Origin of the sequence: Nostoc sp. (assembly GCF_036917555.1) — a bacterium.
In the GTDB taxonomy this organism is placed as follows: domain Bacteria; phylum Cyanobacteriota; class Cyanobacteriia; order Cyanobacteriales; family Nostocaceae; genus Nostoc.
On the sequence record NZ_JBALDD010000092.1, the window covers coordinates 117,749 to 133,803 of the forward strand.

Below are 16,055 nucleotides of genomic sequence, written 5' to 3' on the forward strand. Positions count from 1 at the left end.
GTAAATTTTAATGCCCTTACTTTCTAGCAAGGGCTTTTTTTTCTCAGATAGTTATCAAATACAAAAACTACTTCGGTAATTCTCCAAACAATCTCAATAACACTTATAACACCTATATTCATTAGAAGGCGTGCAACAGCTTCTTATCAGACATCACTCCTTACACCCTAACCTGGAAACACCTTAGATAAATCCACTACTAAATTAGGAAAGCAGGACAGATTAACTGATTCATTTGGCAGATAAATAAATTTGCGACGATAACCAAATTTACCTTGCAAAGCTTGATAAGGTTCGCTATAGCACTCCAGATAATTATCTACTAAATTAAATATCCAATAATCAGAGATATTTGCTTCTGCATAAATAGGTAGCTTTTCTTCTTGGTCATATTTTAAGGATGAATCAGCAATTTCAATTAAGAGTAAAATATCAGATGGGCTAGGATGATTCGCTAGATAGTCATCATCTCTATTTTTTGCAATTACTCTATCTGGTTCAGGCTCACTGTTGTTAGATAAAGTAATTGGTTGTTGTCCTCGCAGGGTTGCGCGATCGCCTACTAGCTTATATAATTCTCGTTCTAGGCGTGTTTCACAAACATAGTGTAGTGTACCTTTTGCTGCCATCTGGATTATTTCACCCTTAATCAACTCAACTCGCTCATTATCCTTAAAGAAGCCGAGTTCAGCTAGACGGTGATATTCAGCTATAGTAAAGCGTTTAGCAGTGGTAAGACTCATAACAACTACGAGAATGCAGAGTTATTTTTATCTTAATATAGCTGTAACTGATTAAACTTCTGCGATGGAAGATGGTGAAGTGTCTAAGTCTTCTTCTTTATCAGTTTCTGTAGCTGTTTCTATACTTACACCCTTCCAAGGAAAATCAAAATATTGTTCTTGAACCGTTTTTAATTCCTTTATTGACTCTTGGAAAAATAATTTAATAGCAGATACGTGGTTTTCTTCAGATAAAAAGTCTTGTAAGCTTTTTCGATAAAATATACCTGACCATGCTGGCAAAACTTTTAAATTACTAGGAGTCCATAGATTAGGTTTATCGTTAATTATTTTTTGCATAGATTCAATAATTTTTGAGCGTTGTCCAAACTTATGAGAAACCTGCAAAAATATACCTAAATATGGATAATCAGTTAAATTACTTGGATTTAAACCGAAGTATCCAAGACCACACCATAAGTCCCATGTGGAGGGAGAAAAGTGGGTGTAGATAATATATCTCTCGTCCCATTTCCATTGAGTCCTACTTGCTGCACCTCTGATAACACCTCCAAAAGCTAACCGGAATTCGTGCTGTACTTCTTCACTGAGGGTTGATTCCATGAGATTGAGAGTTTTGTTAAAATTCACCATTGTCAATAAGTCAAGCGATGAAAATTGATTAGTGGTAAACATTCCATTTCTCCTCATGAAAATTAATATTTCTTGGGCTAAGATATCAGCCGCGTGTTGTTGTAAGCGGGCATAAAATTGATGCCATCTCAATTGATAAAAACTTACTTTTGGCTCTAGATTAAATGCTAGAGTTTTAATTTCTTTTTTTGGCTCATAATCACGGGTGATGTAAATTAAAATTCGATGTCTGACATTTGGTAAATTACTCAAAATTTCAGTATATTTTTTTAAAGAATTATTTCCATCCTTCGCGCCAAGTTTTGATTCAATAAATATTACATCTGTGCTAAAACCATTTGACAATTCAACCACAATATCAAGTCTGCTATCCTCTGTATGGCTTTTAAGTCCTTTGTGTTCTTGTTGAGTTGAAATCTTGATGCTGGGATAATTATCATCATTAATGATTGAGTGATGTTTTAGCCAACCAAGTAAAATATCATTATTTAGGGAGAGAAAATAAGCAACAATCTCAGTAAAAAAATCTTCACGCGGTTTACTTGCTGAATGTAAGTTGAGTAAATTGCTAAACAAAGACATTGATTTTTAGCTATTTAAGGTAATTCCAACAAAGTTATACACAATAACTAGGCTTGTAGTCCTTCTGGAACAAGGCTAAAAAAATTTTTATAAGTTCTGTTTGTATTAGATATTACTAGTGTTGCAGCAGTTATAACTTAGCCGATCGCAGTTTGACAAGAGTGCTATACAGACGCTACTTACAACAAATAGGGGTAAAAATTTTACCCCTACAAAGTTGTGTATTATTTTAAGAATAGCTAGAGAAGTTTATTGCTCTGAAGTTAAGTGACCTTCTAGCAAAGATGCGATCGCATCAGGATGAATATTCTTGTATTTCTTGTTACCAAGCTGTAAAACACAGTTGGGAGCGCTGCCACAGCATTTTTGGCAACTAGTATGTTCAATGTTAACTTTATCTAACAAACCGCGATCGCTCAAAGTTTTTTCTAATTCTGATAATAAACCTTTACCACCACGTTTCAGGCAACCGCCCTTTTGACATACCATAATCCTCGCTTTGGGTTGAGGTGGTAAATCTTGCTTTGGACACGCATCAATTGGTGTCACTCGATAGGCTTTAATTTTTATTTTACTTGTGCGTGAATCTACCTTACTATGACCACAAACACGAACTCGCTGACCGAGAACTAAGGATGAACTTAGAGAACGGCGCAACTCTTTAGGCAGTTTTATTTCCACATTTCCAGATGGAACTGCCAATTGCAAGTATTTATATTTTCCTGGTTCACCACCAACAAAGCCTAGTAACTGTCCTTCAAGGTTCAATTCTGATAACGTCAAATACTTGTTACCCATGATTGATAAAAAGTTAGGAGTGGGGAGTTAAAAGCGAGGAGTTAGGAGTGAGGAGTTAAGAGTTAAAATTTATAACTCATAACTCTTAACTCCTAACTATTTTTAAGCTAGGCGTTTAGCTTCTACTGTTTGAGGTAAATTTGCTGCATCTGGCAAATCACGAAATTCCAATTCCCAACCATTTGCTAGGGTGAGAATCTTGCCATCATTTCCATCGGTTTGTTTAACGACTTCTTCTTCCAGGTCTTTTTTAGCAACGTAGACTACTAAAGTACCGGCATCATTCATCCGTAGCATTACTTTCATGAGATTCCTCAACAGATTCTAGTTCTTTTTTCATACAGCCAACGACGAATCCTGTTTCCAAGAAATGCACAGCATAAATATAGGAAGTCTGCAAATATGTCCCTATACTTGCTATGTAGCCGATATCTCCTTTGTTCACTAAAACTTGCCCAACTTCTTTACCAGGAAAGGTTCCATCGTTTTTGAGCAGTTTCCGAACTCTGACTTTTTCACCAATTTCAAAAGCAGGTGGCAAGTGGAGTTCTAATTCATCGCGTTGCATGAGAGTACCTCTGTTCTCTGACCAAATTCAATAGTTCTTCTGTCGTCAAACTGCGTTTTTTCTGTACCGATTGATGACGCACTGCATCTAAAACAGATTGGGTTTCTTGGGAGTTCAAGAAAATTCCATGCTGTTCTAGTAAGTTAGCAACCAAATGCCGTCCAGAATGTTTACCTACTACTAAACGCCGTTCCCAACCTACTTCTTCGGGTGCAAATGGTTCGTAGGTGATGGGGTTTTGCAATACCCCGTGAGCATGGATGCCAGATTCGTGAGCAAAAGTATTTTCGCCAACGATCGCTTTCCAGGGTGGTACATCGGCTCCTGATGCGGCTGCAACTAGTTGAGACAGTTCCAACAAACTGGAAGTGTCAATGCCCAAATCAACGTTGTAGATGCGTCTGATTGCCATGACAACTTCTTCTAATGCGGCATTTCCTGCCCTTTCACCCAATCCATTGACAGTGGTATTCACTGATGAGGCTCCGGCTTTAATACCCGCAAGGGCGTTGGCAGTTGCCATACCAAAATCATTATGCGTGTGGATTTCTAGGGGAATCGTCAACGCTGAAACCAGCTGTTGGACTTTGGTGTAGGTGGTGAAGGGGTCGAGAACTCCTACAGTGTCGCAGAAGCGGAAGCGGGATGCACCCCATTCTTGGGCATAAAGTGCTACATCTAAGAGGAAGTTTTCATCAGCCCTGGAAGAATCTTCGCCGCCAACTGCTACCCAAAGACCTTGATCGAGAGCGAAGTTGATTGAGTCTTTGAGTTTTTGTAAACTTACTCGCCACTGACCATGAAATTTAGTGGCAATTTGGATACCAGAGACCGGAATGGCAATATGCACCCGGTTCAAACCACAGGCGATGGAAGCCTTGATATCTGAGATGACAGCACGGTTCCAGCCCAAGAGTTTTGCTTGTAAACCTAAGTTAGAGATTGCGGCGATCGCCCGCGTTTCTTCGTCACCCATTGCCGGTATACCCACTTCTAATTCCGGTATACCAATGGCATCGAGAAACTTAGCGATCGCTACTTTTTCTTGTAGAGTAAAGGCAACACCTGCGGCTTGTTCGCCATCACGTAATGTAGTGTCATTAATTATGATTTGATTCATTGCAAATATCCCTCTATTGGAAGTATTCTTAATATCCTTTCCCTCTACAATCCCTCGTGATGGTAAATGCTAAAAATATCACAATTCATAATGTAGGATACATGATCCTTAATTATTGCCCCATTATTAGCATCACATCTGTATGGCAGGGAACTAAAATAATGTATAAATTACTAATCGTTTTCACCGATGTCAGTTGAAATGTCTTCGAGTAGCAATGAACTAATATAACTATTAGCAAATCCCGAACAAAGTAATACACAGAATCCAGCAATTAAGGATGTAATCATCTTCGTAACCTCATCTTTTCTAGTACATCTTGGTGTAATTTAGGCAGGTAATGGTACTCAACGCTAAGGGGTACAAACTAGCTAACTGTGGTCTGCTAGCCAATCAAATATCTTTCCTAGCTGCTCCAAGTCAACGAAACCATACTGCCAGAGGAGCATCGGTAGTGGGCCATTGTCTAATTCACGGTGTCGCAGAGCTACAGCAATATCAGCATTTGAAAGTTCAAGTTCATTGTGCAAAAAATTGAGGAGTTTTATATCTCTGTTCCGAGTCGCCATAATTGATTGAACTTTCAATTTTTTAATTTGAGAAAAGATTAAAAATCAGAAACTCCAATTTATATTTAGGAATTTCGCCTTTCTAATTGTTGCTATATGTCAGGGGAATTTCAAATTTAGTAGAAGAAATAAAATCTAAACCCCGTCTAATCCATCTCAGTCTGCAACAAATTCTGCTAGCGGACAGTAGCTTCAAACTCTAAACCTATTTGAGCTTTGTGCATCTATGAACAAAAACGATAAAGTCCAGTATTTGCGTCATGAATTCAAGATTAATCGTCTCTGAATTAGGTCTTTTTGAAATAATCATGACTCATCACTGTAATGCCAGCAACGCTCTAGCCACTCTAATAATTCGTGACGAGAAGCAAGAAATTGCATAACTGTACTGCGAATTAGAATTACTTCGAGCAAATTGTCCACTTGCACTCGTAAAGAACCATCAGGAGGACAGTAGCTCTTAATTTTTAACTCTTGCAATCGGTGATAGATTCGCCAGCGATCGCTCAAAGGAATCTGCAAAACTTGATCGCCTAAAGTGTGATTTGTCATTTGTCCTTTGTCCTTTGCTAATGCTCAATGACGCCACTTGCTACCCTGCGGGGGAACGCTAAAAGCGAACAAGTCGGGCATTGCCCGCCCAACGCAGTGGCTCCCCATGCCCAATGACTAATGACTCTTAACGCCTAAAGTTTGCAGTTGTTTTTCGAGTTGCTCAATGCGCGAGAGCAAAGAACGAATCACGGTTGCTTCTACATCGGGTAGCTTTCCATGTTCTAAAGGAGAAAGGCTGGCGCTTTCGTTCCGAGAAATAATTCTGCCGGGAACTCCCACAACTGTGCAGTCGTTGGGGATATTCCGTAAGACAATGGAACCAGCACCAATACGGACGCGATCGCCAATTTGCAAATTACCTAAAACTTTTGCACCCGCCCCAATCACTGCATTTTTGCCGACTGTGGGATGACGCTTACCGCTTTCTTTACCAGTTCCGCCAAGGGTGACGTCCTGGTAAATCAGTGTATAGTCGCCGACGATCGCAGTTTCACCAATGACTACACCCATTCCGTGGTCGATAAACACACCCTGACCAATCTTTGCACCTGGGTGAATTTCAATTCCGGTCAAAAATCGCCCCAAATGAGAAATTAAGCGGGGGATAAAACCGACTCCTCGTCCATGTAACCAGTGAGCAAGACGATGCAAACATAGCGCGTGCAATCCAGGGTAGCAAAACACCACTTCTAGCCAATTACGTGCTGCTGGATCGCGCTCAAAAATAATGCGAAAATCACTCAATAATGGCTCAAAAAAAACGCCAGAGAGGAGATTTTTCAGCATGGATGTGCGGGCAGAATCCTGCGTTTTGGTAGTTTGGCGATCGCTAATACTGTCTAAAGACTGTTGCATCGGTAATGTCTATCTGGTGAATGAGTCATCTGCTATTTTTATGCTTATATCAGGTGACTTCCAACTCGATAGAAAACTCAATGCTGATTGGATTTATTGGATTGATTGAGGTTGTACTCAAACGCCAAAACCCCCACTCAAGATAAACTTAAAATTTGTCTTGGGGTAGGGGCGCTAGTATTTAATGATGGGGGTACTAGTATTTTTGGGGCGGGGGTTAAGAATTTATGTTCTCGCTACAATAAACTTTACCTGTAAGTCTTTGCTAAGATTTAATCAAGATATTTTGTAATATATTAAGTTGTACTCAGATGTACTCAAACATGAGTTGGATAAGGCTAAAAATCAATATTTTGTATATCCTATTACTATTAGTATCTTATTATTGGGTTAGAGAAAAGACAGGTTTCTTTATTTTCTTTTAGGATTTGCTGTCTGTATGTATGTATACGTTTCAAAATATAGTTATCGCTCATCGTAACTGTTTTCTTATTATATAGATGTGTGGGAATAGCCAACACAAAATTTTAAAACAGCAGAATAGGTAAATGTTCTCATCGCTGTAAGTTAGCACAGCTATGCTACCCTAACCACGGAACCTGTAGAAGTGGATTCATCCGGTTCAAATACTCGTTGACGGAGTTCAAAGGTGGATTCATCCAGTTAAAATACTCGTCAACGGAGATCAAAGGTGGATTCATCCAGTTAAAATACTCGACGACGGAGATAAAAGGTGGATTCATCCAGTTCAAATACTCGTTAACGGGGATAAAAGGTGGATTCATCCGGTTCAAATACTCGTTAACGGAGATAAAAGGTGGATTCATCCGGTTCAAATACTCGTTAACGGAGATAAAAGGTGGATAAACAGAATAGGGGCATACATTTGTACGCCCCTACAGTTCGCCGATGAGTATTAAATTATCAAGAGACGGGAGTTTTAGCAGATTTGCCCTTACCAATAGCTTTAAAACGTTCGCCCAACTGTTCAGCAACAGTTTTTAAGCCTGGAGTCTTTTTTGATGCAGTCTTCACATAATCATAAACTGTCAAACTGCTAGTCATCGCTTCACTACCGACAGCCATTAGGGTATCATCGACCTGTTCGGTGAGTTGCTGCATGGAGATTAAAAGTTCGGTAAGTGCAGCCGCTAATTGATAATCCTGAACCAGTTCCTCAACGTCAAAAGTGGCTGGAAGAATTTCGCGGTTAGACTGAGCAGCAGTAATGCTATTATTTACAAAAGCTAGGCTTTTATCGCCCATTTTTACCAATTTACGTCGTTCTTCAGTGCTGAGAGTAATCAAAAAGGGCAGCTTTTTTTGGACTATCTGTAGCGCAGCTCTAATTTCTTGGATATCTTGTGGCGAAAGGGTGGCTGCAATATTTTGATAGGACATTGTATATTTACCTTGGGAGTTCTAATGGTGAAATAGCAATAGTTGCTAAGTATAGAATTCCCATTGATAAGAGCGATCGCACATCATAACCTATTTATTTATCTGTTTTAGCGCCGATGCTGAGGGATACTGACCAGATGCAATCAAAGCTTGTCGCTCTAGAATTCTTTCATCGCCGTTAAAATCTAGGATACGTGCGGTGACTTCTCCAATCTCTGTTTGATGTTGAATCACAGCCTCATCTAGTTGAAAATGCTCACCCCAAAAATCTCTGCGTGGGTTAAAAAACCGCACAAGTTCGCCAGTTTGCCAATTAATTGACCCTAAATCCGTCCTTTTTTGCAGGTTACAGAAAATACAGGCACAGCAGAGATTATCTGCTGTTGTAGCGCCGCCGTGTTTGACACTGATTATATGGTCAACTTGACAACCCGATGATCTATCTACTTCAGAGACAAGACAGTACTCGCAAATATGCTCGGCGCGATCGGCAACTAAACGCCGCAGTTCTGCATTAATATATAGACGAGACATTTTGAATACTTATTGAGGGTTAACGTACTGATGAGCCTTTGCTTTTGCCAAAGTCATAATATGCTCTAGCATGAGGAAATAATCTAACTCTTGCTGATCACTTCCAGTAAGACTTTCAGTTTTTGCACGATAAACCAAATCCTCTAAACGGTCTTTCGCTGCATCTGAGAGCTTGAAATCGATAACGCTTTGGGGGGTGGTTCCAGCAGCAATAAACTCTATAATTTCATCGTAGACTTTAGCTGTATTTACAGATATGTTCATAAGCTACCCCTTTAATTCTTAAATTTTATGCAACTTCCAAAGATTTTCCTAGCGTTTTAGGTTCTGGTAAAGTTTGACCATCTGCCAAAGATGATTCAATCAGCATTTCTAAAACTTCTTGAGCATTTTTAAAAGCTTCTTCATAAGTCTCTCCGTGAGTGTGACAAAATTCTCCCCATTCAGGAAGACTGACAACAAAACACTCATCTTCATCAGACCACTGAATAATTATTGTGTAGCGAGAATTCATTCTTTTTCTTCCTCTTGAGCATTTTTAATTTCTTCTAACCTTTGAAGTGCATTATTAACGTCTTTTTCTTGGTAGGCTTTAGCATCACTTCCGTCTTTACCTGATATAGTAACTCTCCCAGGTAAAAGATGATGATACCAATTAGTGTGGCTACCTTTACCACTACGGGAGGTAAACCCTGCTTGTAGCAATAAGCTTTTAAGTTCTCTGATTTTTTTGGGCATAGCCTCTGTTTACATTTCCACTCCCCTGATTTACCAATACTCTCTTTGCTTATCTATGCAACTTCCAAAGATTTTCTTAACGTTTTAGGCTCTGGTAGAGGTTCACCATCAGCCAAAGATGATTCAATCAACATTTCTAAAACTTCTTGAGCATTTTTAAGAGCGTCTTCGTAAGTCTCTCCGTGAGTGCAAGGCTGCATTATATGCGTAAACTCAGGTAAGAAAACCACATAACATTGGTCTTCTTCTGACCATTTAATCACAATTGTATATTTCATTCTTCTGAAACATAATTACGAATTACGAATTATTAACCTCCAGTTTTTTACTCGACCTTCAGCAATATCTTTTTTACCTCTTTCAAAGGATTCAATAAATCCAGGGATATCAAGTAACTCTTGGGTAGCATCTTCACTCTCCTTATCTGCCAGATATGCTAAAAAATCAGCAACCAGTTGTAGGCGTTCTGAAGATAATACATCTAGATATTGGTTTATTTGCTGACGAACTTCTGTGTTATCCATAATTTTTAGCCAATCTTTTATTCTTAACTTTGAGAATCTTGCTTGCTTTGATTTGCTTGTTCAATACGTTGCCTAATTGCTTCTTCTGCAATGCAAATATTTTCTTCTATTGGCGTACCGTCTTCAGCTACCATTGGGCCGTACCATGTTGCTTCTGAATCAGGAGTGCGGCGACCATACAAAACACGCAAAGGCTCTACATCTTCCCGGTGTGCAAGTGCGTAAGCTATTAGTTCTTTGTTAGTCATTGCTTCAAAATTCAGTCGCATTTAAAAACCTCCAGTTTCCATTAGCAGGTACAATGATTTGGAGTTCTTCATTGACAAAAATAAATACAACTCCGGTTAGGTCATCAAAGCGAAATAGCTCAATACTCCCATAGGTGTTAGATAACATCTGACAGACACGTAGACAGGCTATAGCTTGTGCGTATGTTGGGTAAATCGTCTGTTCCTCAATTGTGACATGGATAATAGTAAGCCTTTCTTTTGCGGTTTCTACTGTAAATAGTCAATCAGCTTACATTTACCCTTCCAACTGCTTTAACTTCTTGTGAGCAAATTCCCGCACTTGCTCATCTGGGTCATTGTCGGCGCGATCGCGCAACAGTGTTAAAGTCTGGGGATGCTGAGGAAATTGTTTGATAATTATCTCCAGTGCAATATACCGAGGATTGGGTTTAAGCCGAGGATTATGGCTATCTTTAAAGGTATTATCGACAGCGCAGTCATAGTAGATTTCAAGCAACTCAGGTTGATATTTAAAGTGTTGAGCTAATTCTCGGACTGCTGCACCTCGCACATCTTCGTGATCATCCTGGGTAGCGCGTTCTTTGAGCCAGGTTTTGGTGTCGGGGTCATCTTTGAAGTTCTGGGCTAATGCCCGGACTGCTGCACTTCGCACATCTTCGTGAGTATCCTGGGTAGCGCGTTCTTTGAGGATGGATTTGGTGTCGAGGTCATCTTTGAAATTCTGGGCTAATGCCCGGACTGCTGCACTTCGCACATCTTCGTGAGTATCCTGGGTAGCGCGTTCTTTGAGGATGGATTTGGTGTCGGGGTCATCTTTGAAATTCTGGGCTAATGCCCGGACTGCTGCACTTCGCACATTGTTGTCATCATCCTGGGTAGCACGTTCTTTGAGGATGGATTTGGTGTCGGGGTCATCTTTGAAGTTCTTCGCTAATTCTTGGACTGCTGCACATCGGACAAACCTGTCATCATCCTGGGTAGCGCGTTCTTTGAGGATGGATTTGGTGTCAGGGTCATCTTTGAAATTCTGGGCTAATGCCCGGACTGCTGCACCTCGCACATTGTTGTCATCATCCTGGGTAACGCGTTGTTTAAGGATGGATTTGGTGTCGGGGTCATCTTTGAAGTTGTTGGCTAATTCTTGGACTGCTGCATATCGCACATAATAGTCATCATCCTGGGTAGCGCGTTCTTTGAGCCAGGTTTTGGTGTCGGGGTCATCTTTGAAGTTCTTCGCTAATACTTCGACTGCTGCACCTCGCACATTGTTGTCATCATCCTGGGTAGCGCGTTCTTTGAGGATGGATTTGGTGTCGGGGTCATCTTTGAAGTTCTTTGCTAATACTTCGACTGCTGCACGTCGCACAAACCAATCATCCTGGGTAGCGCGTTCTTTGAGCCAGGTTTTGGTATCAGGATCATCTTTGAAGTTCTTCGCTAATTCTTCGACTGCTGCATCTCCCACATTGCTGTGATCATTCTGGGTAGCGCGTTCTTTGAGGATGGATTTGGTGTCGGGGTCATCTTTGAAGTTCTTCGCTAATTCTTTGACTGCTGCACGTTGCACATCCCAGTTATCATCCTGGGTAGCGCGTTGTTTGAGGAAGGATTTGGTGTCAGGAGATTCTTGCCAAGTCATTGCTATTGCTGTGACTGCTTGAGTGCGAATTTCTTGAACTAGCTTATTTTCTTCATATAACCGGGGGTCGTAATAGTACCAGAGGTCATATTTAGTTAAGTCTTGTAGCTCGTTAAGTAATTTATTAGCCGTTGACGCGATCGCCGAGCGATTTCTCACCTCTGCAAGACACTTAGCCGCTAAAAAGAGATTAACAAACTTTTCCTCTTCGCCATCTTGCGCCATTAAATACTCAAGAATCTCGCCAACAAATTTTGGCTCAATCATTCCCGCAATTAGCAGCAATACCTCATGCCAACTTTCATCTTGCCAGTGTTTGCCAAAAACTTCATTCTTAAGTTCCTCAATAGTCAGCGCTTGCGTTTCTTTAAACTGCCAGACAAACTCCCAAGCACAGAAATATTCTAAAAATGTCCGGTGCACAAAAGCATAATAATCCGCACCCAGGAAACATAACATAAAGTTGCGAGTCCGCAGTTGATTAATTATCACCCGTGCCGCTTCTCTGGGTTTATCAAATTCTATGATTTTGAGATAATCAGTCAGAACTTTGACTAAATCATTTTCATTAATCAAATTACCTGCCAAACCTTTCTCACCAGTTTGCATAAGATAAGCAACCTGACGCAGCATCGCTTGCTTATCTTTATAATCAATCGTCTTGGGGTCTAACCTCTGATCTTCTATCAAAGCGCGTTCCACATCCCATTGATGTAGCAGTACCCGCGATGCTTGATTATAAAGCTCGGCTCTATCTCTTGGTAGCTCTTGATTCCGATTAAGAATTGCCATCATCGTCAACAACAGAGGATTTCCCGCCAATTCTGTAATAGATTTGGAAGCTGCAATTCCTTTTTGTAGCCGTTCCCGCTTTCTCACTTTATCTGCTGCATCGGTAAAAGTTAACTCATGCCAACGCTTGATAAAATCCTGAATTTGTTCTGAGTCTAAATCTTGTAAGATAAAGTGGCGAAACTCAGCATTAAGCAATCGTTGCGGTTTATAGCCAATAATCCGAGAAGTGACAATTACCTGCACATCAGGATACTCATTAGTAAAGCGATGAATATCAGTAATTACATCTTCTCGCTTACCAGGGTCAAATACCTCATCCAAACCATCAAACATCACTAAGGCATTACCAGCTTTTAATAGTTTATCTAGTTCAACCTGATTGAGATGATAAACAGCACCACTACCTTTATGAAAGAAATCCAGAAAACTTTGATTCTCTTTATTCTCGCGCCACCGCATATAAGTACGTAATTCAATTAGTAACGGAATTGGTAATGAGATAACATTATCCAGTGGTGACTCTGCCCAATTCAAAGCCAGAAATTGCAACAATGTAGACTTCCCTGAACCAGGATCGCCCAAAATCACAATAGATTTATAATCTTGCTTTTTATTGACAACATCTAAAACTGAACGTATCGGCTGTTCAAAATAAACCCGTTTGTGACGTTCTAAGTCTTCTAATTCAACAGCTTCTACTTGGTCACTTTCTCGCAGCCGTCTAAGATGTTCTTTAGGCAGTTCGTGAACTTGCGCTAAAACTTGATGAGTTTCCCGGACATTTTGAGCAATAAAAATCCGCCATAATTTAAGTTCGTTATAGGCATAGCCGCTAGTATCTAAGCTATCTAACTTGAGATTGCCATAGCGATCGCGGATTCCGTCTTGATATTTAGTTAAATTAAAATCTACAATAACACCAGCAATTTCTTTGGTATTGATTTCAATATCAGATAACTTTTGTAATTCTAGGATATGGTGTAAATCTTTTGAATCTAAAAGAAGTTCTTGGACTTGTGTAAAATACTGTTCTGTAAGTGATTGCCAGTTAAACTTAGCTGGCAGAGGTTTTAATTGCAGCCTATTCCAACTATCTTCTAGGGTTTTAGCGTCTAGAGATTCACAATTAATATCAAAAGCCTTACCAAGAGTTTCTGTAACCGACTTATCACTGATAAATTTATGGATGTCTTTGGTGTACTCTTTAATCTCAGTTTCAGCAAGTTTGCAACGAACCTTTAACTGCTGCTGCATGAGTTGCAAAAATTCCTTTAACGCTTTCCCAGCAGCAATTTCTATGTCTTCTTTCTTAAGTTTCTGGAAAATCTTGCCAGGAATCCCTTTTAATAAATCTTTAGCCCAATCTTTAGCAGCATCCTTGGCTAAGTCTTCCAGAATGGGTTTAAAAATAAACCCGGCGGCCTGAGTTACACCCCAAATAGCTAACCAGTCCAGCATAATACTCGCTTCTGTTGAGAGTTTGATTACGAGTATATCCACTAGCTTGAGTAATGTTTACAGATTTCAGGGTTATTGCAGAAACATCACAGGTATCTGAAGAACCTCTCTCTTTTTAGGCTACGGTGTACACACAAGTCAAATTACCCCCCTCAATCCCCCCAATGCATTGGGGGGAAGTTGGAAATCTACTTCCCTCCCCTTTACAAGCTACAGTGTACACACAAGTCGAATTACCCCCCTTAATCGCCCCGATGCATTGGGGGGAAACAGGAATCTAGTTCCCTCCCCAATACATCCGGGGAGGGTTAGGGTGGGGTAAAAACCAGATTCGTAAACTACCTTGCTACAACCATGAGCCACGGCTAGTTATACCAAGGGATATGTGCAATCAATCACCACTATTTGAGAAAAACCAAGTCCTCAGCCTTGGGTTTTTCAAACAAAAACTTGGCTTTTTGACCGAGAAGGAAGGCTGTTAAGACGCTCTGCATAATAGTTTTGAGGCTAAGTAGCTTGAGGAATATTTTGTTGGGAAGTGCGATCGCTCTGCCTTTTTTATAACTCTCGGTTGATGAATTTTTTGATAAGTTAGAAAAAATAGCAATATATAAAGATATTTTAAGTGTTAAAAAAAAATAATATCCGTGAGTTAGCTTTGTTCAGACTCTCGGTCAAATCGCTTAGCCGAGAGTTATGTGTAATACACACCACTACCATGCTAGAGGGAAGTTCAAAATGGTTGCATTTACTCTAAAACCAACACAGATACTTGGACGCATACTATCTGCATCGCTAATTAGTTTAATGTCCTTAGAGGTTCTTAACACCGCAGCAATCGGTCAACCGCCTGCTGCATCTGTTGAAACCAAGTTGAAAGTGCCTAGTACAATGACCTCTGCACCCTTTAATACTAACCGTTACTTGAAAGTGCCGCCCAATTTCTCCGTCTCTGTTTATGCTCGCATTAACAAAGCTCGCTTTATGGCAGTTGCTCCCAATGGGGATCTACTAGTATCACAGCCCAGTTCAGGTAAAGTGTTAATTGTCCGGCCAAATGGCAGCAAAGACCCAATTATTTCTGACTTCGTGACGGGTCTACGCAAACCACACGACATTGTATTTCATAAGATTGACAACACCACATACATTTATATCTCTGAGACTCATCAAATTAACCGCTTCATCTACAACACTGGAGACTTAATCGCAAAAAATCGTCAAATCGTTGTAACTGGCTTACCAGACAAAAGCACACAAGAACTCAAAGGCGCTTATGGTCACGAACTGAAAAATATCGCACTTGATGCCAACCATAAACTGTACGTGTCGATCGCCTCTACATGCAATGCCTGTAAGGAAGATACTGTCAGTACTCCAAAACGTGGTGCAATTTACCAATACAACGCTAATGGAACCAATCAGCGACTTTTTGCCCAAGGTTTACGTAATGCTGAAGGGTTAGCATTCTTACCTGGCACAAATGACCTTTGGGCAGTCGTTAATAATCGAGATAACATCGCCTATCCCTTCAAAGATAGCAGTGGCAATTACGGTAAGGTTATCCCCTCCTACGTAGACAACCACCCACCAGAAGAGTTCACGAAAGTCCGAGATGGCGGTAACTACGGTTGGCCATTCTGCAATCCCAATCCTGACACGTCAAACGGCCTCAACAATATGCCATTTAACTGGGACTATCAGTTCAATGGTAATGGAAAGGTTAATTGTAATGCAATGGACAGGATTAGCAAAGGTATCCAAGCCCATTCAGCTCCCTTGGGACTAACATTCTTACAAAATACTAACTTTCCCAGCCTATACTCAAATGGGGTAGTGGCAGGACTGCATGGTTCATGGAATCGGCAGAAGAAAACGGGCTACAAAATAGCTTACTTTCCCTGGAATAGTATGACAAAGACCCCAGGGCAGGAGATAGATTTAGTCACCGGTTGGGTAGTTCCAGCAACGCAAGAAACCTGGGGGCGACCTGTGGATATGGTAGTAGACCGACAAGGTAATTTGTTAATTTCGGATGACTACAGCGGCACTATCTATAAGCTTTCCTACACGCCGTCATAACTGGTTAAGGTCTACAGAGACCCTAACTTTAGCGGAATTTCCCAGTCTTTTCTTACGACTCTAGGAGTATACAAAGCCAAGCGAGGTGACTTAAATATTGTTGGTAATGACACTATTAGTTCATTATTAGTTCATTAAGTGTACCATCAGGTACAGCGGTACGTGTGTGCCAACATGTTACCTGAAAATAGCTGTAAAAGTGTTCTATTG

At 40.4% G+C, this 16,055-nt stretch carries 21 protein-coding genes; 1 reads left to right on the top strand and 20 read right to left on the bottom strand.

All coding sequences use genetic code 11. From position 1 onward, the window contains the following. Window positions 1–167 precede the first annotated feature (167 nt). The 20 genes from V7K60_RS34400 to V7K60_RS34490 form a co-directional block, all read right to left on the bottom strand. Window positions 168–743: a Uma2 family endonuclease gene (locus tag V7K60_RS34400; RefSeq protein WP_334932640.1), complete on the bottom strand. Its 576-nt coding sequence runs from the start codon at window positions 741–743 to the stop codon at window positions 168–170. Between the two features lie 51 nt (window positions 744–794). Next, window positions 795–1,958 carry a PD-(D/E)XK nuclease family protein gene (locus V7K60_RS34405; protein ID WP_334932642.1) on the bottom strand — a complete coding sequence of 388 codons (1,164 nt, stop codon included), beginning with the start codon at window positions 1,956–1,958 and terminating at the stop codon, window positions 795–797. A gap of 249 nt (window positions 1,959–2,207) precedes the next feature. Continuing rightward, window positions 2,208–2,756: a (2Fe-2S) ferredoxin domain-containing protein gene (locus V7K60_RS34410; RefSeq protein ID WP_334932644.1), complete on the bottom strand. Its 549-nt coding sequence runs from the start codon at window positions 2,754–2,756 to the stop codon at window positions 2,208–2,210. Window positions 2,757–2,858: 102 nt separating this feature from the next. Beyond that, complete coding sequence (nifT, locus tag V7K60_RS34415; RefSeq protein ID WP_094327371.1) at window positions 2,859–3,062, bottom strand: putative nitrogen fixation protein NifT; 204 nt, start codon at window positions 3,060–3,062, stop codon at window positions 2,859–2,861. Next, a complete protein-coding gene (locus V7K60_RS34420; RefSeq protein ID WP_334932646.1) occupies window positions 3,037–3,324 on the bottom strand; it encodes a nitrogen fixation protein NifZ in 288 nt (95 codons plus the stop codon). Before V7K60_RS34420 ends, nifT begins: the two co-directional genes overlap by 26 nt. Next, the gene (gene nifV, locus V7K60_RS34425) at window positions 3,311–4,444 is read right to left on the bottom strand and encodes a homocitrate synthase (RefSeq protein ID WP_334932648.1); all 1,134 of its coding nucleotides are present in this window, start codon (window positions 4,442–4,444) and stop codon (window positions 3,311–3,313) included. Before nifV ends, V7K60_RS34420 begins: the two co-directional genes overlap by 14 nt. Window positions 4,445–4,815: 371 nt before the next feature. Next, on the bottom strand, window positions 4,816–5,013 hold the full coding sequence (locus V7K60_RS34430; RefSeq protein WP_292778738.1) for a DUF2949 domain-containing protein: 198 nt from the start codon (window positions 5,011–5,013) through the stop codon (window positions 4,816–4,818). Between the two features lie 306 nt (window positions 5,014–5,319). Beyond that, window positions 5,320–5,565 (bottom strand): Asr1405/Asl0597 family protein, encoded by a 246-nt coding sequence (locus V7K60_RS34435; protein ID WP_334932650.1) that lies wholly within the window; start codon window positions 5,563–5,565, stop codon window positions 5,320–5,322. Window positions 5,566–5,682: 117 nt separating this feature from the next. Further along, entirely contained in the window at window positions 5,683–6,423 is a 741-nt protein-coding gene (gene cysE / locus V7K60_RS34440; protein ID WP_334932652.1) for a serine O-acetyltransferase, read from the bottom strand. A gap of 581 nt (window positions 6,424–7,004) precedes the next feature. Continuing rightward, window positions 7,005–7,250 carry a hypothetical protein gene (locus V7K60_RS34445; RefSeq protein WP_334932654.1) on the bottom strand — a complete coding sequence of 82 codons (246 nt, stop codon included), beginning with the start codon at window positions 7,248–7,250 and terminating at the stop codon, window positions 7,005–7,007. A gap of 97 nt (window positions 7,251–7,347) precedes the next feature. Next, on the bottom strand, window positions 7,348–7,824 hold the full coding sequence (locus tag V7K60_RS34450; protein WP_334932656.1) for a hypothetical protein: 477 nt from the start codon (window positions 7,822–7,824) through the stop codon (window positions 7,348–7,350). Between the two features lie 90 nt (window positions 7,825–7,914). Then, window positions 7,915–8,358, bottom strand: a complete 444-nt coding sequence (locus V7K60_RS34455) for an HNH endonuclease (RefSeq protein ID WP_334932657.1) — start codon at window positions 8,356–8,358, stop codon at window positions 7,915–7,917. Between the two features lie 9 nt (window positions 8,359–8,367). Beyond that, entirely contained in the window at window positions 8,368–8,622 is a 255-nt protein-coding gene (locus tag V7K60_RS34460) for a hypothetical protein (protein ID WP_334932659.1), read from the bottom strand. 25 nt (window positions 8,623–8,647) lie between these two features. Beyond that, window positions 8,648–8,872 carry a type II toxin-antitoxin system HicB family antitoxin gene (locus tag V7K60_RS34465; protein WP_334742255.1) on the bottom strand — a complete coding sequence of 75 codons (225 nt, stop codon included), beginning with the start codon at window positions 8,870–8,872 and terminating at the stop codon, window positions 8,648–8,650. Next, window positions 8,869–9,096 (bottom strand): type II toxin-antitoxin system HicA family toxin, encoded by a 228-nt coding sequence (locus V7K60_RS34470; protein WP_334932661.1) that lies wholly within the window; start codon window positions 9,094–9,096, stop codon window positions 8,869–8,871. Before V7K60_RS34470 ends, V7K60_RS34465 begins: the two co-directional genes overlap by 4 nt. A 53-nt stretch (window positions 9,097–9,149) precedes the next feature. Then, the gene (locus V7K60_RS34475; protein ID WP_334932663.1) at window positions 9,150–9,374 is read right to left on the bottom strand and encodes a type II toxin-antitoxin system HicB family antitoxin; all 225 of its coding nucleotides are present in this window, start codon (window positions 9,372–9,374) and stop codon (window positions 9,150–9,152) included. Window positions 9,375–9,389: 15 nt separating this feature from the next. Beyond that, complete coding sequence (locus V7K60_RS34480; protein ID WP_334932665.1) at window positions 9,390–9,620, bottom strand: hypothetical protein; 231 nt, start codon at window positions 9,618–9,620, stop codon at window positions 9,390–9,392. 23 nt (window positions 9,621–9,643) lie between these two features. Further along, complete coding sequence (locus V7K60_RS34485) at window positions 9,644–9,889, bottom strand: DUF6887 family protein (protein ID WP_334932667.1); 246 nt, start codon at window positions 9,887–9,889, stop codon at window positions 9,644–9,646. Further along, window positions 9,873–10,094 (bottom strand): DUF6888 family protein, encoded by a 222-nt coding sequence (locus V7K60_RS35515; protein ID WP_442944513.1) that lies wholly within the window; start codon window positions 10,092–10,094, stop codon window positions 9,873–9,875. Before V7K60_RS35515 ends, V7K60_RS34485 begins: the two co-directional genes overlap by 17 nt. A 51-nt stretch (window positions 10,095–10,145) precedes the next feature. Beyond that, window positions 10,146–13,763, bottom strand: coding sequence for a HEAT repeat domain-containing protein (locus tag V7K60_RS34490; RefSeq protein ID WP_334932738.1), 3,618 nt, complete (start codon window positions 13,761–13,763; stop codon window positions 10,146–10,148). 738 nt (window positions 13,764–14,501) lie between these two features. Between V7K60_RS34490 and V7K60_RS34495 the strand changes: the two genes are divergently transcribed. After that, window positions 14,502–15,845: a PQQ-dependent sugar dehydrogenase gene (locus V7K60_RS34495; protein WP_334932669.1), complete on the top strand. Its 1,344-nt coding sequence runs from the start codon at window positions 14,502–14,504 to the stop codon at window positions 15,843–15,845. The last annotated feature ends 210 nt before the right edge of the window (window positions 15,846–16,055 follow it).